This window comes from Marinobacter sp. tcs-11, from assembly GCF_002049515.1.
Taxonomy (GTDB): domain Bacteria; phylum Pseudomonadota; class Gammaproteobacteria; order Pseudomonadales; family Oleiphilaceae; genus Marinobacter; species Marinobacter nauticus.
The window spans coordinates 95472-116314 of the sequence record NZ_LLYU01000001.1 but is presented as its reverse complement, the minus strand read 5'-3'; the positions used below and the strand labels follow the sequence as shown (position 1 = coordinate 116314).

The 20843-nt window shown below is 59.2% G+C and carries 22 protein-coding genes and 1 pseudogene; 12 read left to right on the top strand and 11 right to left on the bottom strand.

All coding sequences use genetic code 11. The features are described 5' to 3' along the window. Positions 1–5: 5 nt before the first annotated feature. Genes ARC85_RS00525 through ARC85_RS00515 form a run of 3 tightly spaced genes read left to right on the top strand, consistent with a single transcriptional unit; the run spans position 6 to position 4036 of the window. The gene (locus ARC85_RS00525; RefSeq protein ID WP_286714128.1) at positions 6–689 is read left to right on the top strand and encodes an ABC transporter ATP-binding protein; all 684 of its coding nucleotides are present in this window, start codon (positions 6–8) and stop codon (positions 687–689) included. A gap of 6 nt (positions 690–695) precedes the next feature. Continuing rightward, complete coding sequence (locus ARC85_RS00520) at positions 696–2957, top strand: FtsX-like permease family protein (RefSeq protein WP_286714127.1); 2262 nt, start codon at positions 696–698, stop codon at positions 2955–2957. Next, a complete protein-coding gene (locus ARC85_RS00515) occupies positions 2954–4036 on the top strand; it encodes a lipocalin-like domain-containing protein (protein WP_286714126.1) in 1083 nt (360 codons plus the stop codon). Before ARC85_RS00520 ends, ARC85_RS00515 begins: the two co-directional genes overlap by 4 nt. 11 nt (positions 4037–4047) lie before the next feature. Here ARC85_RS00515 and ARC85_RS00510 read toward each other — a convergent pair whose 3' ends face one another. The 7 genes from ARC85_RS00510 to ARC85_RS00480 form a co-directional block, all read right to left on the bottom strand. Then, positions 4048–5256: an ammonium transporter gene (locus ARC85_RS00510; protein ID WP_011783865.1), complete on the bottom strand. Its 1209-nt coding sequence runs from the start codon at positions 5254–5256 to the stop codon at positions 4048–4050. A 229-nt stretch (positions 5257–5485) separates the two neighbouring features. Continuing rightward, entirely contained in the window at positions 5486–6403 is a 918-nt protein-coding gene (locus ARC85_RS00505; protein ID WP_022993371.1) for a flagellar motor protein MotB, read from the bottom strand. A gap of 2 nt (positions 6404–6405) precedes the next feature. Further along, positions 6406–7182 (bottom strand): flagellar motor protein PomA, encoded by a 777-nt coding sequence (gene pomA, locus ARC85_RS00500; RefSeq protein ID WP_014420230.1) that lies wholly within the window; start codon positions 7180–7182, stop codon positions 6406–6408. 90 nt (positions 7183–7272) lie between these two features. After that, complete coding sequence (locus ARC85_RS00495) at positions 7273–7668, bottom strand: YkvA family protein (RefSeq protein WP_286714245.1); 396 nt, start codon at positions 7666–7668, stop codon at positions 7273–7275. A 68-nt stretch (positions 7669–7736) separates the two neighbouring features. Next, positions 7737–9380 carry a phytoene desaturase family protein gene (locus ARC85_RS00490; RefSeq protein WP_286714125.1) on the bottom strand — a complete coding sequence of 548 codons (1644 nt, stop codon included), beginning with the start codon at positions 9378–9380 and terminating at the stop codon, positions 7737–7739. Next, entirely contained in the window at positions 9371–9862 is a 492-nt protein-coding gene (locus ARC85_RS00485; RefSeq protein WP_278349817.1) for a DUF6231 family protein, read from the bottom strand. The genes ARC85_RS00490 and ARC85_RS00485 overlap by 10 nt, the downstream gene beginning before the upstream one ends. After that, positions 9859–11181, bottom strand: coding sequence for a DASH family cryptochrome (locus ARC85_RS00480; protein ID WP_206855797.1), 1323 nt, complete (start codon positions 11179–11181; stop codon positions 9859–9861). Before ARC85_RS00480 ends, ARC85_RS00485 begins: the two co-directional genes overlap by 4 nt. Before the next feature lie 122 nt (positions 11182–11303). Between ARC85_RS00480 and ARC85_RS19695 the strand changes: the two are divergent. The 3 genes and pseudogenes from ARC85_RS19695 to ARC85_RS00470 form a co-directional block, all read left to right on the top strand. Further along, positions 11304–12104, top strand: a pseudogene (locus ARC85_RS19695) (PAS domain-containing protein); the annotation flags it as partial. Further along, positions 12078–12644, top strand: a complete 567-nt coding sequence (locus ARC85_RS19690) for a methyl-accepting chemotaxis protein (RefSeq protein WP_502688007.1) — start codon at positions 12078–12080, stop codon at positions 12642–12644. The pseudogene ARC85_RS19695 and the gene ARC85_RS19690, both read left to right, overlap by 27 nt. A gap of 87 nt (positions 12645–12731) precedes the next feature. Then, positions 12732–13844 carry an S-(hydroxymethyl)glutathione dehydrogenase/class III alcohol dehydrogenase gene (locus tag ARC85_RS00470; protein ID WP_041654464.1) on the top strand — a complete coding sequence of 371 codons (1113 nt, stop codon included), beginning with the start codon at positions 12732–12734 and terminating at the stop codon, positions 13842–13844. Positions 13845–13931: 87 nt separating this feature from the next. On the opposite strand, the gene ARC85_RS00465 is transcribed toward ARC85_RS00470, so the two are convergent. Continuing rightward, positions 13932–14615 carry a type 1 glutamine amidotransferase domain-containing protein gene (locus ARC85_RS00465; protein ID WP_286714123.1) on the bottom strand — a complete coding sequence of 228 codons (684 nt, stop codon included), beginning with the start codon at positions 14613–14615 and terminating at the stop codon, positions 13932–13934. Positions 14616–14794: 179 nt separating this feature from the next. On the opposite strand from ARC85_RS00465, the gene ARC85_RS00460 reads away from it, so the two are divergent. Both ARC85_RS00460 and ARC85_RS00455 read left to right on the top strand, forming a co-directional pair. Next, positions 14795–15565: a substrate-binding periplasmic protein gene (locus ARC85_RS00460; protein ID WP_286714122.1), complete on the top strand. Its 771-nt coding sequence runs from the start codon at positions 14795–14797 to the stop codon at positions 15563–15565. Positions 15566–15667: 102 nt separating this feature from the next. Next, complete coding sequence (locus tag ARC85_RS00455) at positions 15668–16351, top strand: cytochrome b/b6 domain-containing protein (protein WP_226597483.1); 684 nt, start codon at positions 15668–15670, stop codon at positions 16349–16351. Positions 16352–16361: 10 nt separating this feature from the next. Here ARC85_RS00455 and ARC85_RS00450 read toward each other — a convergent pair whose 3' ends face one another. Beyond that, the gene (locus ARC85_RS00450; RefSeq protein WP_286714121.1) at positions 16362–16823 is read right to left on the bottom strand and encodes a c-type cytochrome; all 462 of its coding nucleotides are present in this window, start codon (positions 16821–16823) and stop codon (positions 16362–16364) included. A gap of 135 nt (positions 16824–16958) precedes the next feature. Here ARC85_RS00450 and ARC85_RS00445 point away from each other — a divergent pair, with 135 nt between their 5' ends. Next, entirely contained in the window at positions 16959–17387 is a 429-nt protein-coding gene (locus tag ARC85_RS00445; protein WP_286714120.1) for a hotdog fold thioesterase, read from the top strand. Positions 17388–17827: 440 nt separating this feature from the next. Further along, positions 17828–18280, top strand: coding sequence for a YchJ family protein (locus ARC85_RS00440; RefSeq protein WP_286714119.1), 453 nt, complete (start codon positions 17828–17830; stop codon positions 18278–18280). A 5-nt stretch (positions 18281–18285) separates the two neighbouring features. On the opposite strand, the gene ARC85_RS00435 is transcribed toward ARC85_RS00440, so the two are convergent. Then, positions 18286–18666: a rhodanese-like domain-containing protein gene (locus ARC85_RS00435; protein ID WP_286714118.1), complete on the bottom strand. Its 381-nt coding sequence runs from the start codon at positions 18664–18666 to the stop codon at positions 18286–18288. 144 nt (positions 18667–18810) lie between these two features. Between ARC85_RS00435 and rarD the strand changes: the two genes are divergently transcribed. Both rarD and ARC85_RS00425 read left to right on the top strand, forming a co-directional pair. Then, positions 18811–19707, top strand: coding sequence for an EamA family transporter RarD (rarD, locus tag ARC85_RS00430; RefSeq protein WP_014420262.1), 897 nt, complete (start codon positions 18811–18813; stop codon positions 19705–19707). Then, positions 19704–19961: a DUF3565 domain-containing protein gene (locus ARC85_RS00425; RefSeq protein WP_041654470.1), complete on the top strand. Its 258-nt coding sequence runs from the start codon at positions 19704–19706 to the stop codon at positions 19959–19961. The genes rarD and ARC85_RS00425 overlap by 4 nt, the downstream gene beginning before the upstream one ends. Here the strand turns inward: ARC85_RS00425 and ARC85_RS00420 are convergent. Beyond that, a complete protein-coding gene (locus ARC85_RS00420; RefSeq protein WP_022993354.1) occupies positions 19940–20821 on the bottom strand; it encodes a LysR family transcriptional regulator in 882 nt (293 codons plus the stop codon). The genes ARC85_RS00425 and ARC85_RS00420 overlap by 22 nt on opposite strands. Positions 20822–20843 lie beyond the last annotated feature (22 nt).

The window sequence follows — 20843 nt, the reverse complement described above, 5'->3', positions numbered from 1 at the left end:
AAAGCATGGCCGATAACCTGATCAGTGCCACCGGTCTGAGCAAACAGTTCGAGAGCGGCGACCAGCATGTGACCGTGTTGCGGGAACTGAGTGTGCATCTGGGGCGAGGCGAGTCGCTGGCGCTCATTGGCCCGTCTGGTTCCGGGAAAAGCACGCTGCTGAATATTCTTTGTGGCCTGGAGTCTCCCGGTTCCGGTCGGCTGGTGATGTTGGGACAGCCTTTGGCCGGGGATGGCGCGCCAACGGGTAAGGCCCTGGAGCGGGCCTGGTGCGAATTGAGGCAGAGCCGACTCGGCGTGGTCTTTCAGGATGCCAACCTGATGCCGACCCTGTCCCTGCTGGATAATATCCGGTTGCGAGCGCGCCTGGCTGGCCGGGACGACACCAGCGCTGGCAACTGGCTCCAGAGGTTGGGCATTGGTGAGCTGGGCCAGCGTTATCCGGATCAGGTTTCCGGTGGCCAACGCCAGCGGGCTGCGCTGGCCATGGTATTTGTTACCCGGCCGGCACTGATTCTGGCGGATGAGCCGACCGGTAGCCTGGACCGGAGGACGGCTGAGACTGTCGCTGATGAGTTGTTCGAACTCCAGGCCCGCCATGGCTGTGGGCTGGTGCTGGCGACCCACGATGCGGACCTGGCAGCCCGTTGCCTGCATCAACTGGACCTCGGGCACCAGGGCCGGCCCTGAAGACCTATGTCTCCCCGCATCGCATTGTTCAGTCATTATCGTCGTCACCCCCTGCAGCTGGCCGCGCTGGCCGCCATGATCCTGCTTGCCACCGCGCTCTGGACTGGAATACATCACCTCACCAGCCAGGCCAGGGCCAGCCTTGAACAGAGCGAGAGCGCTGTCGCCGAGCGCCAGCAAGTGGTGCGTGAGGACGGCCAGCCGGTCTCGGTGCAGGACTTTGTCACCCTTCGGCGCCAGGGCCTGTGCGTGATGCCTTGGCTGGAAGTGCCGGTACCGGGGCGCGGTCGGCTGGTGGGCATTGATCCGCTGGCGGCCCATTGCTTTGCCGAGCCGGAACACACGCCAGCACCCTGGCAGGGCGAACTCGATGGCAAGCCCTTCGTCGATATCAGCGAAGCCGCCGCCCAGGCCTCAGCCGAAGCATCGGCCCTGGTTCTGCTGGTGTCGCAAGCCGACGGTCAGACGCCACCACCGGCCGGCTACCGCTATCAGGCATTCGCCGTTGCGCCTGACACGGCAGAGCTGGGTGACAGTTTTCTGCTCAACCTGGATGCGCTCGGAGTGCTGGTCCTGCTGATTACCTCGTTGTTGTTGCGCAGTGTGTTCCTTCTGGGTCTGGCTCAACGTCGGGAAAGCCTGGCTTTGCTGTATCGCTATGGCGTGAACAGGAGCCAGCTCAGCCGACTGTTGCTGGTGGAAAACCTGCTGCTGGCGTTGGTGTGCATACTGCCCGGGGTTTGGTTGGGGCGGGCGCTGTCACTAGTTTTGGCAGATGGCTTTGGGCAGGCCCTGGAAGGCCTGTTCGACCGTCCGCTCTATGCCGGTGGAGGGGAGGACTGGTGGCTGCCAACCCTGACCATGGTGGCGGTGATCGTGGCCGCTTGCCTGGCGGGCGTTCGGGACTCGTCGGGGCCGCTCCTGACTCGGGTGCAACCGGCATTTTTTGCGGTGCTACTGGCCCTGGGGCTGGCAGTATCTCTGTGGGCACCAACTCTGATCTGGCTGTTCCTGGCGGTGGCACTGGTTTTTCTCGCTGCCGGTTGGCTGGCCCCGCTGGCGATTGCCGGGGTTGTCCGCTGGCTCGCCCGTAACACCGGGGATCCGCTGATTCGCTGGCGTTTACAGGAGGTCGCAGTCCTGGTGCGTCGGCTGGCGTTACCGCTGGTGGCCCTACAGTTTGCCTTGGCACTGGTGCTGGCGGTTCATGCCCTGGTAACCACGTTCGAGGACACCTTTGATCAGTGGCTGGGGCAACGGCTGGAAGCGGATTACTACATTGAAGTACCGCCAGGGGCGGATATCACCGCTGCCGCAAGCTGGCTGACGGCGCAGCCGGAGCTGGTGAGCCCGGAATTGTGGCATCAGGTGATTCGTGGGCGGGCCAGCGTGCAGGCAGCATCAGGCAGTGAGCCGGTGCCTGTCGATGTGTTTGCGCTCGGGCCGGTCAGTCACCTGGTGCAAAACTGGCGCCTGCTGGCGCAAACAGAAACGCCCTGGCAGGCGTTGGCGCGGGGCGAGGGGCTAATGGTCAATGAGCAGTTGGCCAGAAGGCAACAGCTTGCAGTAGGCGACCGTCTCTTCGTCAGGCTTGGCGCCCGTCGGTTACAGGCTCCGGTGCTGGCCGTTTATCCGGATTACGGGCGGCCCTCCGGTGAGGTGCTGGTGCCGGCGAGTCTCTTGCCCGAGGACTTTGAAGCCCGCTTTCGAAGCCTGTCGATAAGCGCGGGCATCGAAGAGATCAAAGTGGTTGAGGCGCAACTGGCCCGGCTTTGGCATACCCCTCAGCTGACCGTGAGGGATAACCAGGCCATCCGGACCCTGGCCACTGATGTTTTTGATCAGACCTTCTTGCTGACCCGGGCCATGACTACCCTCACGCTGATTCTGGCCGCCGCCGCGTTGTTGCTGATGGTGTGGGTCTTTCTCTCTACCCGCGCCTGGTATTTTCGCCTGCTGATCGTCTGGGGTATGCCCCAACGCCAGGCCGCGACTCAGCTCACCCGGGTCTCCCTGGCTCTGATTTTTGCGGTATTGGTTTGTGCACTGCCACTTGGCGTGTGGCTCACCTGGATTCTGGTCCAGCGCATCAATCCGCTGGCTTTTGGCTGGTCACTGCCGATGGCGGTATACCCGGGGTTCTGGATCGAGCTGGCCGTGTTGGCTCTGATCATCGGCCTCAGCATTGCCTTGCTGATGCGCCTGCAGCTGCGTCGCCCGGCCTCGGCGCCGGAGTCCGCACACGGGCTGCAGGGAGGGGAACGATGAATCGTTTCGTTATCGTACTTCTGGCGCTGCTACTCACCGCCTGTGATCGAGCAGAACAGCCGAGCGGATTCGCAGGCCTTGCCGGTGTGGCGGAATCTGAGCATGAGATTCAGTTCCTGCAGCCCGGGCCCGGAGACCGGCTGTCCTTCCCCGCCGATTTCGGCCCTCATCCCCAGCACCGCATTGAATGGTGGTATCTCACCGCGAATCTGGAAACCGAAAACGGCGGGCCGCTGGGTCTGCAATGGACGCAGTTCCGGCAGGCCTTGACCCCGAGGTCCGTTGAATCCGAACCGCCGAAGCCGGCACTCTGGCCTCTGGAGGCTGCCTGGATGGCTCACGCAGCGGTGAGCTACAGCGGTCAGCACCGCTTTGCCGAAAAGCTGGCCAGGGGTGACGTCGGGCATGCCGGGGCCACCGCCCAACCATTTTCAGTCTGGCTGGATCACTGGCACCTGAGGCCAGCGAGCGGACACGTTGGCTGGCGGCTGTCGGTCGCTACAGAACACTGGTCCTACGATCTGTCGTTGCAGCCGCAAGGTGATCCTGTGGCTCATGGTGACGACGGTTTCAGCGCCAAATCCGCCAGTGGCGAAGGCTCCATGTACTTCAGCCTGGTAGATCTGAAAATTGAGGGAACGGTTACCCTTGAGGGTGACACGTTGAGGGTGGCGGGCACTGGGTGGTTCGACCGGGAGTGGAGCAGCCAGTTTCTCAAAGCCGGACAGCAGGGCTGGGACTGGTTTGCCCTGCATCTGGATTCGGGGGACAAGCTGATGCTGTTCCAGTTGCGGGAAACACAACAGGCATTCCGCTCGGGTACCTGGATTCCAGCCACGGGCGAGCCGGTGGCGCTGGGGCCGGAACAGATCGGGCTGACCTCTGTGGGCCAGCCAGTCGGTTATCCGCGCCGTTGGCAGATAACCCTTCCGGCTTTCGACGTGAACCTTGAGGTCTCCGCGCCGGCAGGGGATTACCGGAATTCCGGGCTCTATCCGTATTGGGAGAGCCCGGTTTCCGTCACCGGAAGCCATTCCGGCGTGGGTTACATGGAGCTTACCGGTTACCAGGCACAATAAGGCCCGGAAACTCACTCAACGGCATTGGCACCGATACGGTGAATGCTGAGGTCGGCACCGTTGAACTCTTCTTCCTCTGTCAGTCTCAGGCCGCTAATGGTTTTGATGGCACCGTAAACGATGAGCCCGCCGGCAAAGGCCACGATCACACCGGCCACCGAGCCAATAATCTGCGACATCAGGCTGACGCCACCCAGGCCCCCGAGCGCTTCCTGGCCGAAGATACCGCAGGCAATGGCGCCCCAGACACCGCATACGCCATGCAAGGGCCAAACACCCAGAACATCATCCAGCCGCTCGATTTTCGCCTGTGCCCACTCGAACAGGTAGACAAAGATGGCGCCGGCCACGCCCCCGGTAATCAGGGCGCCAACGGGGTGCATCAGGTCTGAGCCGGCGCACACCGCCACCAGTCCGGCCAGCGGACCGTTGTGAATGAAGCCAGGGTCTTTGCGGCCGAGCAGCATGGAAACCAGAATACCCCCCACCATGGCCATCAGGCTGTTGACCGCGACCAGGCCACTGATGCCGTCCAGAGTCTGGGCCGACATGACGTTAAAGCCGAACCAGCCCACGGTCAGAATCCAGGCGCCGAGGGCGAGAAACGGAATGTTGGAAGGGGCAAAGGCCACGACCCGACCGTTGCGATAGCGACCGGTGCGGGCGCCGAGCAGCAGCACCGCAGCGAGAGCAATCCAGCCACCGACAGCATGCACCACAACGGAGCCGGCGAAATCATGGAAGGACGCACCAAACTGGTTCTCCAGCCAGGCCTGGAAACCAAAGTTCCCGTTCCAGATCAGGCCCTCAAAGAAAGGATAGACGAAGGCCACGATCAGGCCCGAGGCAATCAGCATGGGGTAGAAGCGGGCACGCTCTGCGATACCGCCGGAAACGATCGCCGGAATGGCCGCGGCGAAGGTCATCAGGAAGAAAAATTTGACCAGTTCATAGCCGTTGGCGGAGGTGAGTTCGGCGGCGCCATTGAGAAAGTGCCCGCCATAGGCGATGTAGTAGCCGATGAAAAAATAGGCGACTGCGGATATGCCGAAGTCGGTCATGATTTTAACCAGGGCATTGACCTGATTTTTATGGCGAACAGTGCCCACTTCCAGGAACGCAAAGCCGGCGTGCATGGCCAGCACCATAATGGCGCCAATCAGAATGAAGAGCGTGTTGGCGCTCTCGGTCAGGGTGTGTACGGCACTCGTGATATCCACGGGTTTTTCTCCTGAATGTTTTGATTACGCGGCTTCTGATGAGCCGTTGTGCATTGTTGGGGTGCGACTTAAGCAAGTGCTGTTCCAAAACAATGCATATCAAGTACTGCAGGGGGGTTGGAGAACCTGAGGGCGCCGAGGGAGGTATTTATCTGCGTCAAAGTGCACCAGAGGCGTGCGCATCAAGGGCTTGTGCACCAATCTGGATAGGGCGCGAGGCAAGGTTTTACTACCAGGTAATCTCGCTGGGCGTATCCCGACCGGGCTCAATGCCAATAATGGCTTCTTGCGACTCGCTTTCGGAACGAATCAGCTCGCGAAGGCGCAGTTCCTGCTCTTCCATGGGCTCTGACAGATCGATAACGATTTCAACCCGCCGGTTCTTGGCTCGGTTTTCCGGCGAGGTGTTGGGTACCCGTGGTTCGGTGTCTGCCAGACCGGTCACCCGGATGCGGTCCGGAGTCACTTGCTCCCGAGCCAGCAGAACATTAGCCACCGCGGCGGCACGGGCTGCGGACAGGTCCCAGTTACTGTAGAAACGTTCGGTGCGGATGGGCACGTTATCAGTATGGCCTTCAATGGCAAGGTCGCCGGGCATGTCGGCCAGAACCTCCGCCATATCCAGAAGCAGGCCTTCGAATTCCCAGGTCAGTTGGGCTGAACCTGAGGCAAACGAGCCCTTCTCCTCAATGCGAATGATGATGCGGCGCTGATCTTCCGAGACGTTGATCCGGCCATCCATAATAGCCGGTTCCAGCACTTCAAGAATCCGGGCCATGTTGGCGTCCATCTGTTCCTGGATGGATTCCTCAATGGCTTTCTCTTCGGGGCTTTTCAGAGTCTGGATTTCGGGCTGTACGTCGGTGGTGGTCTGTTTGACTTCATTGACCACAGTGGGCTCTGGCGGCGCCGGCGAAAACTTGTCGAAGATCGGGCTGGTGCCCTGAGGGATCTCAAGCGCAGGCACTTCCCGCTGCACCCCGAAGGCCTTGGAGAGTTCACCGGCGATCTGTTTGAACTTCTGGGCGTCGATTTCCGAAAACGACAGGAGCAATACGAAAAAGCACATCAGCAGCGACATCAGGTCGGCAAATGTGACAACCCACGCAGGAATCCCGGGCTTTTCCTCTTCTGGCAAATCATCCATGTTTAACCGCCTGCCGTTTCCGCATCGCCGTTTCTGGCCCGCTCTTTGGGCGAAAGATAGCTGGACAGCATCTGCTCGATAATGCGCGGGTTGGTGCCTTCCTGGATGGCGACGAGGGCATCAATATAGAGCGATTGCATGCGGGCCTCCTCCGTCATGCGCAGGGACAGCTTGTCGGCAATGGGGGTAGCGATCATTGTGGCGATCATGGCGCCGTAGAGCGTGGTCAGCAGGGCTACGGCCATGGCCGGCCCGATAGACTTGGGATCTTCCATGTTGGACAGCATCTGCACCAGGCCAATCAGCGTGCCAATCATACCCATGGCCGGAGCCACATCTGCCATGGCGGTGAACACTTTTGCGCCCGACCGGTTGTGTTCCAGTGTCATCAGGCGTTCCTTGTTGAGGAGCTGCTTGATGGTGTTGCCGTCCTGTCCGTCCACCAGCATCTGAATACCCTGGCCCAGGAAAGGGCTGCTGACCTCCCTCCCTTCGATACCAAGAACGCCCTCTTTTCGGGCGATGCTGGCAATCTCCACCAGTTCTTCGATGCTGGCCTGAGTTTCGGGCAGTTTGAACTTGAACGCTCGGGCTGCCACCTTGAAGGCATCAAAAAACTGGGCAAGACTGAATTTGGCCAGAACCACCAGCAAGGTACCGCCGATCACAATCAGCAGGGATGGCGGATTGATGAACATGCCTGGCGATGCGCCCAGGATAATGGCCGAAGAAATCAGAAGAATGGCGCCGACGAGGCCGATAAGGGTGGCGAAATCCACAGTAACTCCAGAACTGTGCAGGTGACGATTAAGGGGGCGGGAGAATACTCCCTGGTTGATTATTAATCAATGCCCGATTGGTCCCTCATCCTATGATGAGTGAAGATCCTTCCATGCAGCGTAGCGGTGCAGATCGGATTCGACCAGTTTAAGGCACAAGGCAACCACACCGGCATCATCAACCAGGCCGAAGCCGAAGATCAGATCCGGAATCAGGTCCAGCGGATTCAGCACGTACAGCAACGCTCCCGCTACTGCAGCGACGGACTTCCAGGGTATGGCCCGGTAGTGGCCGTACCAGTAATCGCGAATCAGCGAGAACATCAGCTTGATATCGGTAGAGAAACGATTCAGCCTGCCGCTGTCTCTGACCTTTCCCTCAATGGCTTTCTGTCGGTCCAGCAGCGTTTTCAGGTCAGCCTGATGGACCTTATTGCTCTGTTCGTTCAGTTCTTTCTCGGCCGTTTTTTCCGAAAACAGTGCCATGGGTGCTACTTCCTGATTCAGTGATCTTAGCTGGTGGTCTTCGGCCAGTTTACGGGATTCCAAGGGCATCAGCCCACGAAAATCCGTTTGGCCAGTCCCGCACCTTTCAGGCCGCGAATCGCCAGGGTTGTAACCAGCCCGCCGATCATTGCTCCGACTACGCCACAGGTAAGAATATCCTGCCCGGTGAGGTACAGGCCGGGTATGTCGGTTTTCGGCCTCAGCCAGCGTTGCTCGAAACGTTCTGGCGTGTGGTCCAGCCCGTACAGCTCACCCTGCTCATAGCGGCAGAACCAGGCGGTCGACAGTGGTGTGGAGGTTTCCACATAGTCGACTTTACCTCGAAGCTGGGGCAGTTTTTCGTACATGACTTCCAGAAGCTGCTCGGTGATCCGAGCCTTCAGAGCCTCATAATCCTCGCCCCGTTTGCCCCAGGTGGAGCCCTGCCACGGCTCGAACATTTCCCAGGTGGTGGGCGCCACAATCTCGATGGTGGAGGTTCCGGGCCAGCGGTTCTGGTAATCCGGATCCTTGGCGGCGGGGAAGGAAATATAGACCACCGGGAAGGGCTCGGATTCCGGGCTTTGCAGGAACCGCTGTACATTGCCGTCGTGGTCGGCGCTGGGGTAAATCCAGAAGTTGGTGCGCGGCAAGCCGAGCTGGTCGGGTGTGCCTTTAAGGCCTATATACAGACCGATATGGGGCATTGAGGGCTTGATGTGTTTCCGGTTGCCGGGATAGCCAATACTGTCTGCGACGGACTCGGGTAGCAGACGCTCGAAGGTATTGATCACACCCGCGTTACTGATCACCAAAGGTGCCCGGATGTCCTGGCCATCGGCCATGCGCACACCCACGGCTTTGCCCTTTTCGACCAGGATCTCTTTCACGTCGGCGTAGGTGAGCACGTCACCACCGCCAGACTGAATCACCGGGATGATGGTTTTGGCAATTTCCGAGGCGCCGCCCACGGGGTAGAAACCACCGTACAGATAATGTTTGGCAATGAGTGCGTGCACCATGAAGCTCGACTGTTTCGGGGTTACCCCACAATCCCCCCACTGGCCGGTAATGGCGCCAATCAGCTCCTCGTTATCGGTCAGTTCCCGCAATACGTCATAGGTGGTGCGGTTGAAGCAGTCCGGCAGCACTGTCTTTAGCCCCCGGGAGACCAGTGGGCCTGCCAGAGCGGGCGACAGCTTGGACAGGGTATACCACTGCATGCCATCGGCCACTTTGCCGAGCAGAGCCAGGTAATGGTCGATGGCCTCTTCTTCGTCCGGGAAGGACGTCAGTAGCGAGTGCCTCAGGCCTTCCTTGCCGGCCCGAAGGTTGACCACTTTGTCGCCCAGAAAGAACCGGTCGTAGTTCTCGTCCATCGGCGCCCATTCGAGCTTGCCGTCGGTAATGTAATCGAACAGCCGGCGGCCGAGGGTGTGGCGCGCGCCCATGTCGCCGATGTAGTGCACACCCACATCCCACTCGTAGCCATTGCGGGCGTAGCTGTGGGTGTAACCGCCAGCGGTGTAATGCTGTTCCAGCACCAGAACCTTGTAGCCGGCTTTGGACAGGCAGGCGGCGGTGGTCAGGCCGCCGATACCGGAGCCGATCACCACGGCATCATAGGGTCCTTTGAGCCGGCTGGCGCGGTAACGAGTACCGATGCGGATTGTACTGGGCTTCAAGGATTTCGAATTTGTTTCTACCACCACGCTTTTCCCCACATTTCCGGATTGGCCCAGTTATCGGGATTGTTCCAGGCCCGTTTATGATTGTAAGTATCCAGATTGTAGGTATAGAGCGTGAGTGCGCCGTTCTCGCTTTCGATATCGGCGTGACGCTGAAAGCCGAGGGCGATGAAGTCGGTAAAACCCCAGTCTGTGGTTTGGGACACCAGTACCGCAATCTGGTGGGTGCCGTAGTTGCGTAACTGACCCAGTAAAAGCGCCCCTTCTTCGTAGGGGAGATGTTCCAGAGTCTCGGTGATGATGGCCAGATCGGGCACCGAATCCAGTGGCAGTCGGGCGTTCGGGTCGGAAGTCTCCAGTGTCAGCAAGCGGACGGCTTCCCGCTGCCCGTGCCACAACTGGCTCACCCGGCTGGCGGTATCGCCGCAACACAGGAGCGTGTCTGGCTGGCTGGTATCCAGAATCCGGGCCAGTACTTTCTCCGGATGGCTTACAGATGTCGTCATGATAGTGGCCAGTCTGCTGCGTCTACGGTATGCAGGCCCACTGGTTGTAGAGCCTCGCCTTGCCAACGATGCACGAAGGCCCCCTCAGGATCGTACTGTTGCGCCTGCTTGTCCAGATTGAACTGCCTGAGCCCGCGGGGATCGGCGCCGACGCCGGCCAGGTACTGCCAGTTTCCGTAGTTACTGGCAACATCGTAATCCACCAATTGCTGTTCGAACCAGGCGGCACCGTAACGCCAGTCCAGTTCCAGTTCATTGATCAGGCAGCTGGCTACCAGCTGGCGTGCGCGGTTGCTGATATAGCCGGTTTCCCGCAACTGATTCATGGCCGCGTTGACAATCGGGTACTGGGTATTGCCCTCGCACCAGGCCTTGAATCGATGGCCATAGAAGGTCACCGGGCGGCGTTTACGCTGAACACCATCGCGACGAAACAACCGACTCCCGTGTTTGAGGGCATACCAGTAGAAGTATTCGCGCCAGAGCAGTTCGAACCAGAGCCAGTAGGTGGAATCGTTGCGGGTGTGCTTTCGTTCATACTCTTCGATGGCGGCGGCGACTTCCCTTACCGACAGGCAGCCGTTCGCCAGCCAGGGCGAGAACTTGGAAGATGAGCCCCAGTCGTCCAGCGCATTACGGGTTTCCTTGTAATCGGCAATGCGGTGCTGCTCGAACACGAAGGCCTGCAGCTGTGCCAGGCCGGCTTCCTCACCGCCGGTGAATGGTGACCGATGTATCGGTTCCGGTATCGGCGGGCACTGGCCCCGGTTATCTTCGGGGAATCCCGGGGGTGGTGGCAGGGCGCTGACGGTTCGGATCCTGAGCGTGTGGTCCGGTTGCTCGGTTTTTTCCACCTGCTTGCGGAATTGCGAGAAGGTATCGGGCAGCTCTGCCAGTTCCATGGGAAGCTGGCCTTCCGTGAACATGCCCAGGGTTTCAAACTGCTGGAACGTCGCCTCCGGTAATCGGGTTTTGAGGGCCTGCCACTGCCCGGCTTCTTCGGTGCCCGGTAAACGTGAGCGAATCAAACGCTGCACGCCGTGCTCACGGACCAGCGCCGGCAGAACGACTTCCGGTTCGCCCCAGGCGATATGAAGCCGCTGCCCCATGGGCCGCAGGCTGCGTTCCAGTGCCATCAGACTTTGCCACAGGAAGCGCCAGCGATGATCCCCCAGGGCACGGCACTGGAACCGGTCACCGGTAAACCAGCGCGGGTCGACCACAAAGACACACAGCAGCATGTCTGAACGGGCCGCAGCCAACAACGCCGGGTTGTCGTGTAATCGAAGGTCGCGGGTAAACCAGTAAAGGGTATGCAACGTATACACCTCGCCGTTAGATAGTAAACCGTTGAGTGGTACGCCTGCTGATTCGAAAAGGATCTGAAAACCCAATGCAGGAATACCTCGGGGCGCCGATATAACGCTACCCACGGAACAGGATGTCAGTGGTTACCGATCAATGTAAGAGTAAAACGACGATGTTCCTGACCCGAAAGCAAAAGCAAGACATGGCCGACTGCCAGGCCCGAGCTAGCCAGTGCCAGGCTGTGTACAGCGCTATCCGCCACGCGGTGGCGACGATTGAATTTACCACCGATGGGCTGATCGTGGATGTAAACGATCTGTTTCTTGAGGTGGTGGGCTACCACCGGGATGAGGTGGTTGGAAAACAACACAGTCTGTTCTGTGATCGTGAAGTGGCAAACTCGGCCGAGTACCGGAAGTTCTGGGATGGAATCCGGGCTGGCCAGGCACAGACCGATACCTTCCCGCGCCGGCGCAAGGATGGCGGCAAACTCTGGCTGGAGGCAACCTACTTCCCGGTTTATGGGAACGATGGCCGGGTGCAGCGAGTGATGAAAATTGCCTCGGATGTCACCGCGAAACAGGAGCGCCTGCGGGACCAGCAAGCGGTCTTTGAGTCCGTTGACCGCTCCATGGCAATCATCGAGTTCGAGCCGGACGGCACCATCATTACCGCCAATGCCAATTTCCTTGCCGCGACTGGTTACCGGTTGAGCCAGGTTGAGGGCAAACACCACCGGATGTTCTGTGATCCGGGCTTTTACCGGGATAATCCCGATTTCTGGAAGGGTCTTGCCAGTGGCCAGTTCCGCAGTGGCCGTTTTCATCGCCTGCGCTCAGACGGCAGCGACCTGTGGCTCGAAGCCAGCTATAACCCGATACTGGACGAGCGTGGCCGTGTCACTAAAGTGATCAAGTTTGCCAGTGACATTACCGAACGGGTGGAAAAATCACTGCAGATCCAGGATGCGGCAGCGATTGCATCATCCACCGCCACCCAGACCGCGAATATTATCGGCAAGGCGGATGAGGCCCTGCGCCAGTCCAAAACCACTGCCGAACGCATTGAAGCGGGCGTCGACAAAGCCCGGGCTCTGATTGCTGATCTGAACGAACGGTCGCAAAGCATCGAGAAAATGGTCGATACCATTGCCGGCGTCGCGGACCAGACCAACCTGCTGGCCTTGAATGCCGCCATTGAGGCCGCCCGCGCCGGAGAGCATGGCCGCGGCTTTGCCGTGGTGGCCGACGAAGTACGCAAGCTGGCGGCCAGAACAGGCACAGCCACCGATGAAATTGCCGATGTGATTCACACCATTCTGGAACTGTCTGGTGGCGTGGAAACGCAGATTGCCGAGGTTCTGGATGTGGCGGTGGAAGGTCGCCGGCAATCCGAGGATGCCGAGGCGGTGATCGCCGAAATCCGCGATGGCGCCAGAGCGGTACTGGCCGCTATTGATGACATAGGAAACTAAAGTCCGGACAGCTCTGAGCTGTGCTAGAGTTGTGAACTGTATCAATGTCGGCGCTGGCCGGCCGAACCGGACAACAGGAGACTGAACGTGATCAAATCCCGCGCAGCTGTGGCATTTGAAGCCAACAAACCGCTGGAAATTGTGGAAGTGGATGTGGCTCCGCCCAAAGAAGGCGAAGTGCTGGTGAAGATCGTGGCCACCGGCGTGTGCCATACCGATGCCTACACCCTGTCCGGCGCCGATCCCGAAGGCCTGTTTCCGACCATTCTCGGCCACGAGGGCGGCGGCATTGTTGAAGCCGTAGGCCCGGGAGTGACCGGCCTGGAAGTGGGTGACCACGTGATCCCGCTGTATACCGCCGAATGCGGCAAGTGCAAATTCTGCACCTCCGGCAAGACCAACCTGTGCGGCGCCGTGCGCGAAACCCAGGGCAAGGGTGTGATGCCCGATGGCACCTCGCGCTTTTCCTACAAGGGCCAGCCGCTGTATCACTACATGGGCTGTTCCACCTTCTCTGAATACACCGTGCTGCCGGAAATCTCCCTGGCCAAGATTCCCAAGGAAGCGCCCCTGGACAAGGTGTGCCTGCTGGGTTGCGGCGTCACCACCGGCATTGGGGCGGTGCTGAACACCGCCAAGGTTGAAGAAGGCGCTACGGTCGCCATCTTTGGCCTGGGCGGCATCGGCCTGGCGGCGATCATCGGCGCGACCATGGCCAAGGCCGGCCGCATCATTGCGATTGATATCAACCCCGGCAAGTTCGACATTGCCAAACAGTTGGGTGCTACCGATGTGGTTAACCCCAACGACTACGACAAGCCGCTCCAGGAAGTCATCATCGAGATGACCGACGGCGGTGCCGACTATACCTTCGAGTGTGTGGGCAACGTGAAGCTGATGCGCGCCGCGCTGGAAGCCTGCCATAAGGGCTGGGGTGAAAGCACCATTATCGGCGTAGCCGGTGCCGGTGAAGAAATCAGCACCCGCCCGTTCCAGCTGGTGACAGGCAGGGTATGGCGCGGTTCCGCCTTTGGCGGCGTGAAAGGCCGTACCGAGCTGCCATCCTATGTGGAAAAAGCCGAGAAAGGCGAAATCCCGCTGGATGTGTTCATCACCCACGAGATGAAGCTGGAAGACATCAACAAAGCGTTTGACCTGATGCACGAGGGTAAGAGCATCCGGTCTGTGATTCACTTCTGACCGGACCAGCCGTGTTCGCGCCAGTGTTCTGAAACCACAAAGGGGAGGCCGCCGGCCTCCCCTTTGCTTTCATGCTTCAGGACACTGTCAGCCTTCCTGCAAAGCCTGCAACACAGCCTTGGCGGCACCCTCAGAGGACGCCGGGTTCTGGCCGGTAATCAGCTTGCCGTCCACCACGATGTGCGGTGCCCAGTCATCGCCCCGGCTGTAGCGGCCGTTGTTCTGCTTGAGCATGTCTTCCAGCAGGAAGGGCACGATGTCGGTGAGCTGTACGGCGTCTTCTTCGGTGTTGCTGAAGCCAGTGACTTCGCGGCCACCTACGATGTTCTGGTCCGGTTTTACGAACACATTCTTGAACACGGCCGGAGCGTGGCACACCGCGCCGATCACCTTGTCCTGCTCGTAGGCGGTTTTGATCAGGGCGACGGACTTGTCGTCCTCGGCAAGATCCCAGAGTGGGCCATGGCCGCCGGGGTAGAAAATGGCGTCGTACTGATTCATGTCCACGTCGGCCAGTTTTTTGGTGCTGGCCAGCATTTCTTTGGCGTGGGTGTCTCCGGCAAAGCGCCGGGTGGACTCGGTCAGTGCCTCTTCGGCCTCGCTGTTGGGGTCAACCGGCGGCTGGCCGCCTTTTGGGGATGCCAGGGTGATATCGGCGCCTGCGTCTTTGAACACGTAGAATGGCGAGGTGAATTCTTCCAGCCAGAAACCGGTTTTATGGCCAGTGTCGCCCATCTGGTCGTGGGAGGTTAGTACCATCAGAATCTTCATACCAGTCGACCCTCCTGTCGGGAGTCCGGGTGTGTTTCATTGGTCTCACTACATCAAATTGTGATGATCGCTCGGTTTTCAACCGTTAGTACGTTGGCCCTGGCATATTGGATGCTCATTAACGGTTATACTGGCAGGATGGTCATAGCACATGTAACGCCATGGAACAGGACGGATTTATGAGGTGGATTGCCTTGAAAAGCGGGCTTGCCGGCATGCTGATGCTGCTATGGGCGCCCTTGGTTCTGTCACAGCAGGGCACCGAAACGGTTGAGCCACTGACGGTGACTGTTGGCGTTGACCACTCGCCGCCCTACCGGATAATTGAGCCGTCCCGTAAAACCGGTCTGTATCTAGACATATTCGAGGAAATTGCAGACCGGCTAGGCTGGCGTGTTGAGTATCGGGAGGCACCATTCCGGCGCGTACTGTTGCTGATGCGCAGGGGAGAGGTAGATGTCATGCTGGGACCGCTGCGCACGGAAGAAAGGGAAGAATTCATGACCTTCGTGGCGCCGGCTTTTCCGCCGGAACGGCGGCTGTTCTTTTACCTGAATGAGCAGAACCGTATTGAGCGCTACAGCGACCTGCAGGGAAAAACTATCGGTATTCTGGAGGGCGCCCGCTACTTTACCCGGTTTGATCGTGACCAGGCCCTGAAAAAAGAGTCTGCAGCCCACTACGAAAACCTGATGAAGATGCTTCAGCGAGGGCGGGTTGATGTGGTGGTGGCCCCGGAGCTGGTGGGGCAGTACACGCTGCGAGCCCTCGGTATCGACGCGAGTATTTCACCGTTTTTCGTGCCGGGTGAACGATCCTGGATTGCGGTTTCCGAGCAGTCGCCTGCGCGTAAATACGCAGAAGACATCAGGGCTGCCCTGAAGCTGATTGAGCGTGAAGGTATTCGGGAGAACCTGGTGTTGAAGTATCTGGAACAACCCGCCCATTGATCTCCAATCGCGTTTTATACCGGTATGCTCCTGTTTAAAGGAACTTAGGGTGCTTACCTTTGTCTGTGATCGTTTAACAGGTGTTTTGGCAAAGGAACTGGTATGAAAACGATTCGATTATGGGATCTCCCCACCCGGCTGTTCCACTGGTTGCTGGTTGCCGCCGTTGTCGGCGCGGTGGCGACCGTCAAGCTGGGGACTGGCTGGATGGTCTGGCATGAGCGGTTTGGTCTGGCGGTTATCGGGCTGCTGTCATTCCGTCTGGTCTGGGGGCTGGTGGGCTCCACCTACGCGCGTTTTGGCCAGTTCGTAGCGGGGCCGGGGGCGATCGTCCGTTACCTGCAAGGCCAGTGGAAGGGCGCAGGCCACAACCCGCTGGGCGCCTGGTCGGTGCTGTTGCTGCTGGGGCTGTTCGGTTTTCAGGCGGTTACCGGTTTATTTGCCAACGATGAAATTGCCTTTAACGGCCCGCTCTACCCGCTGGTGTCGTCAGGCTGGAGCGATACCCTGAGCGGCTGGCACCGTCTTACGGAGTGGGGGCTTTACGCCGTGGTTGCCCTTCATGTACTGGCGGTGATGTTTTACACCCACGTGCGCAAGGATAATCTGGTTAAGCCAATGGTGACTGGCCGAAAGCCGGTTCAGAACCCGGAGCTGAGAGACGCCAGCGGTGGTGGCTGGCTGGCATTTGCCATTGCACTGGCAATTGCCGTTGCTGTGGTCTGGGCGGCGAGCGGCGGGCTGATACCGCCACCGCCGCCACCGCCCCAGAATCTGGGCTGGTAATTCCTCTGGATTATTTGGCCCGGAAGTTGTCGTGGCAGGCCTTGCAGGTTTCGCCGACCTTGGCGAACTGGCGTGCAATGGCGGCCTGGTCACCCGCTGTGGCCAGTTCCTGCAGTGCGTTGGCTTCACGGACGAAGCTGATCGCAATTTCCTGAACCTTCATCGGCTCCTCAAAGAAATTCGGCTTGAGGCGGGTGTTCTCGGCCCGGTCGTTGGCGCTGTCACGACTGTAAAGCACGCTCATGCCAGAGTTGGCTACGGCGGCAATGGCATTGGCTGCTGCGGCAACCTGGTTCTGATCAAACGCTGCGGAGCCATCCACCGCCTGGGCCTTGATTTTGCCCATATTCCAGGAGGCGAACTGGTAGGCCGCCTGGCGGGTTTCGATCTGGTCTTCCACGCTCATCTGGGCAATGGCCGGGGTTGAGATGGCAGCCGCAAGCACCGCTGTGGCAACAAAACGTTTATTCATTCTAGGTCCCTCTCTTGGTCTGATTGGTCGTAATGCAAAAATGCTCTATAAAGGCGTGGTTATGAGCATGCTACCTGTATAGACTCATTCCTGACAGCTATAAGAAACGAAAGTTCAATATGGAGAAGTCGCACGATGTCGATCTGGACGGTTACCCCCAATCTTGAGCAAATGACAGAGGCCAGCAAAAACACCGCGGTCAGTCACATGGGTATTGAATACCTTGAAATCGGTGACGATTACGTGAAAGGCCGGATGCCGGTGGATGAGCGCACGGTTCAGCCATTCGGCATTCTCCACGGCGGCTCGTCGGTGGTACTGGCAGAGACCCTGGGCAGTATGGCCGCTAACTGTTGCCTGAAAGACAGGAATACCGTGGCTGTGGGCCTGGACATCAACGCCAACCACATCCGGCCTGTGACCGGAGGCTGGGTATACGGCACGGCGACGGCAATGCACATCGGCAGCACGACACAGGTGTGGGAGATCCGCCTGGAGAACGAGCATGGCAAACTGACCTGTATTTCGCGCCTGACCATGGCGGTCACCAGACGCCCGGGATGAACTGACGTACAAATTGACGGATATCAAAAAAAACACTGACTGCTGACAACCGCCAGGCTGCTATACTCGCAAATAGTTGAGTTTGTGAATTAAGTGTCATCGGGGTGGCTGTGTCAGTAAAGAGGTGGGCGTCAATGTTGTCGGTACTGCACAGAGTCGTTTCAGTGTCAGGCCTGTTCATAGCCTTTGCAACTGAAGAACCGCCTGTTTAATTACGGCATTGGCCGGACCTGAAAGGCCGGCAGAGCAGTACCCTTATCAATAACAGCTTCCTCCCTGGTCAGCCGGCTATTCGTCGGTGCTGAGATTCACCCGGCCCCGCCCTTGGTGCTTGGATTGATAGAGTGCCCGGTCGGCACGGGATAGCAGGTCTTCAAGTCTTCTGTCCCGGGAGCCCAGAAGGCTGATGAAGTTTTGGATTCATGAGGGTGCCGGAAGGTATGAATCGTTTCGGGGAAAACTGCCCCTGTGGTAGCGGAAAAGCCTACCAGCTGTGCTGTCAGCCCTGCCACGCCGGCGCCGCTGCGGACACACCGGAAGCCTTGATGCGTAGCCGGTTCAGCGCCTTTGTGGTGAAAGATGCCGATTACCTGCTGGCGACCTGGCATCCGGATACCCGGCCGGCCGAACTGGATCTTTCCGGCTCACCGGAATGGGTTTCGCTGCAGGTGCTCTCCTCCAGTGCCGGGGTAGACACGGGGCGGGTTCACTTCCGGGCGGTCTATCGTGTTGGTGGTGGCTGGGGTTATCTGGAGGAACAGTCAGACTTCAGCAAAGAGAATGGCCGCTGGTTTTACCGAGAAGGCAAAACCAGCGAGGGAGCCCTGAAGCCCGGCCGAAACGACCCTTGCCCCTGTGGCAGTGGCCGCAAGTTCAAGGCCTGTTGTCTTTAAGCGTTCTATTCGAATTTCGGCAGATCCGGCTGAGCGACCTCTTTACCCGCTTCCAGCCAGGCGTCAAAGCCGCCTTCAATGGATTGTGCGTTCATGTAGCCCATCTCTTTCAGCGCTTTAGCGCTGAGTGCTGCACGGCCGGAGGTTTTGCAGTAGAGCACAATTTTCATCTGCCGGTCCTCCAGTGCAGGGTCGTTGGTGAACTTGAATTCGAGCATGCCCCGGGAAACATTGACGGCCCCGGGGATGTGGCTGGCCCGGTATTCATCGGCATCCCGCACATCCAATAGCAAATCGGCATTTTTGATGGCCGCCTCGGCGCTGGCCAGCGGCACCTCCTGAATGTCTTTTTTGGCTTCGGCAACAAGATCGTGAGCAGTCTTCATGGCAGTTCCCTTTGAGCGTGGGTGTATCCGTTCAGGTTAAGGCATTTGCCACGGGTGAGCCACCTATGGGTTGCCTATGACTAAGGCATGAGCCTTTGGCGACGGGGTTTGTGTTAGATTGGCAGGCTGGACAATGAGGAAGCTATGAAACCGCTGAATGACACCACCAAAGGCGTGGTCTATGGGTTAGGTGCCTACACCCTGTGGGGAAGCTTTCCCCTGTATTTTGCCCTGTTCAAGGGGATCCCTTCCTGGGAGGTGCTGATTCATCGGGTGATCTGGTCCTGCCTGTTTCTGGCCGTGGTCATCTCGATACTCAAGCGCTGGCCGCCGGTGGTGGCGGCACTGCGACAGCCGCGCCGGCTGGGGTATGTGCTGGGTTGTGCCGTGTTTATTGCCTTGAACTGGGGTATCTATATTTATGCCGTGGAAACCCGCCATGTGTTACAGGCCAGTCTGGGCTATTTCCTGACGCCGTTGGTAAATGTGGCCATGGGGCTGCTGATCCTGGGTGAGCGTATTTCCCGGCTGCAGGCTGCGGCGGTGGGTCTGGCGGCGGTTGCGATTCTCTATCAGCTGTTGCTGCTGGGCGAGCTGCCGTGGATTACGCTGGTACTGGCGTTCAGCTTCGGCACCTATGGCCTGATGCGCAAGAAAGTGGAACTTGATGGTCTTTCCGGTCTGTTTGTTGAAACGCTGTTATTGCTGCCGTTGGGCCTGCTGACCCTGGCCTGGCTGTCGTCGCAGGGGCTGTCACACTTTTCGGACAGCACCTACAGTGCATTGCTACTGGCCTCCAGTGGCGCCGTGACCGCCATCCCGCTGCTGGCCTTTGCCGGGGCTGCGCGCCGTTTGAAGCTGTCAACCGTGGGCTTTCTTATGTACATCAACCCCACAATCCAGTTCCTGATCGCGCTGTATATCTTCCATGAGCCGCTCAGCACGGCCAAACTGGTGAGCTTTGTGATGATCTGGGTGGCGTTGTCAATATACTCGTGGTCGGCCTGGGTGGGCCGATCGAACAGAGAGGCTTCGGCATGAAACACCCCATCAGCGGCTATCACAAAGACGATGAAAACCACTGGGTAGCGCAGCTGGCGTGCGGTCATAACCAGCACGTGCGCCATGATCCGCCCTGGGTAAACCGGCCCTGGGTTGTCACGGTGGAAGGCCGGCAATCCATGTTGGGAGTTGAGCTGGATTGCCGGAAATGCGATGACCATGCGCCAGCGGATGTCCGTCCGGATAGTCCGGAAGGACCTCAGTCTCCCAATCAGGCCAGGGTTTCCAGATAGGCTTCCAGTTCGTTGGCGAGCCAGCCCACCACGGCGCCCCCTTGCGCCTGCTCCGACTCCAGCGCACTGAACACTTTCCACCAGCGGGCGCTGCGGTGGTGGATGGTTTTCAGCTGTTCCTTGCGCAATGCCTCAGCAATCAGGGGTAAGGGTAAATCCGCCCAGCCGGCGCCATCAATCACCGCATCACGCATCAGTTCGTATTGAGTAAAGGCGAGGTAGTTGGCGGTTTCCGGGGATTCGGCCACCAGTTGGGCATCGAGCATGTAGGCCAGGGTGATTTCCGTGTGGCTGACCAGGTCGTCCTGAGTGACCCTTTTCAGTTGGCTCAGGGGGTGGTCCGGAGCTGCCACGGTGAGCATGCGCACATCAGCCAGTTCCCGAAACCATTGATAACCTTCGTTCAGCAATTCCGGCATCAGGCCATAGGCCACATCCACGGACTGGTTGCGAACCAGCGGCGCCAGTTCCCGGGGCGAGGCCAGGTAAACCGACAGGCTGGTCTGGGGGAAGCGTTGTTTCAGCCGGCGCAGAATGTCGCGCCAGATATCTTCCGGAATGGCATCGTCCCGGGCAATGCGCAGGACCGATTCGGCACCACTCAGGTGGTGCTGGCAGCGAGCCCTGATCTGGCTGGCAACCTGGTCGAATCGGCGGCAGTCGGTCAGGATGGACTGGCCGATGGCCGTCAGGTGCAGTTGATTGCCGCTGCGTTCAAACAGCTCCACCCCCAGTTCATCCTCCAGGGACGCCAGCACGGTACTGACGGTGGTGCGGCTGCGGTTCAGCTCCCGGGCTGCCGCGGCCACGCTGCCGTTGCGCACAACCGAGAGGAAGGTCTTGATCTGTGACGTTTTCATGGTTTGCTCTTTGCGACGGATT

Bases quoted from the DNA above. Each gene is read 5' to 3' on its own strand.
- ARC85_RS00485 (WP_278349817.1), bottom strand. From the start codon at position 9,862: ATGACGACATCTGTAAGCCATCCGGAGAAAGTACTGGCCCGGATTCTG.
- ARC85_RS00450 (WP_286714121.1), bottom strand. From the start codon at position 16,823: ATGAATAAACGTTTTGTTGCCACAGCGGTGCTTGCGGCTGCCATCTCA.
- ARC85_RS00455 (WP_226597483.1), top strand. From the start codon at position 15,668: ATGAAAACGATTCGATTATGGGATCTCCCCACCCGGCTGTTCCACTGG.
- ARC85_RS00515 (WP_286714126.1), top strand. From the start codon at position 2,954: ATGAATCGTTTCGTTATCGTACTTCTGGCGCTGCTACTCACCGCCTGT.
- ARC85_RS00465 (WP_286714123.1), bottom strand. From the start codon at position 14,615: ATGAAGATTCTGATGGTACTAACCTCCCACGACCAGATGGGCGACACT.
- ARC85_RS00520 (WP_286714127.1), top strand. From the start codon at position 696: ATGTCTCCCCGCATCGCATTGTTCAGTCATTATCGTCGTCACCCCCTG.
- ARC85_RS00425 (WP_041654470.1), top strand. From the start codon at position 19,704: ATGAAACACCCCATCAGCGGCTATCACAAAGACGATGAAAACCACTGG.
- ARC85_RS00435 (WP_286714118.1), bottom strand. From the start codon at position 18,666: ATGAAGACTGCTCACGATCTTGTTGCCGAAGCCAAAAAAGACATTCAG.
- ARC85_RS00495 (WP_286714245.1), bottom strand. From the start codon at position 7,668: ATGGCACTGTTTTCGGAAAAAACGGCCGAGAAAGAACTGAACGAACAG.
- rarD (WP_014420262.1), top strand. From the start codon at position 18,811: ATGAAACCGCTGAATGACACCACCAAAGGCGTGGTCTATGGGTTAGGT.
- ARC85_RS00445 (WP_286714120.1), top strand. From the start codon at position 16,959: ATGTCGATCTGGACGGTTACCCCCAATCTTGAGCAAATGACAGAGGCC.
- ARC85_RS00460 (WP_286714122.1), top strand. From the start codon at position 14,795: ATGAGGTGGATTGCCTTGAAAAGCGGGCTTGCCGGCATGCTGATGCTG.
- ARC85_RS00525 (WP_286714128.1), top strand. From the start codon at position 6: ATGGCCGATAACCTGATCAGTGCCACCGGTCTGAGCAAACAGTTCGAG.
- ARC85_RS00505 (WP_022993371.1), bottom strand. From the start codon at position 6,403: ATGGATGATTTGCCAGAAGAGGAAAAGCCCGGGATTCCTGCGTGGGTT.
- ARC85_RS00420 (WP_022993354.1), bottom strand. From the start codon at position 20,821: ATGAAAACGTCACAGATCAAGACCTTCCTCTCGGTTGTGCGCAACGGC.
- ARC85_RS00440 (WP_286714119.1), top strand. From the start codon at position 17,828: ATGAATCGTTTCGGGGAAAACTGCCCCTGTGGTAGCGGAAAAGCCTAC.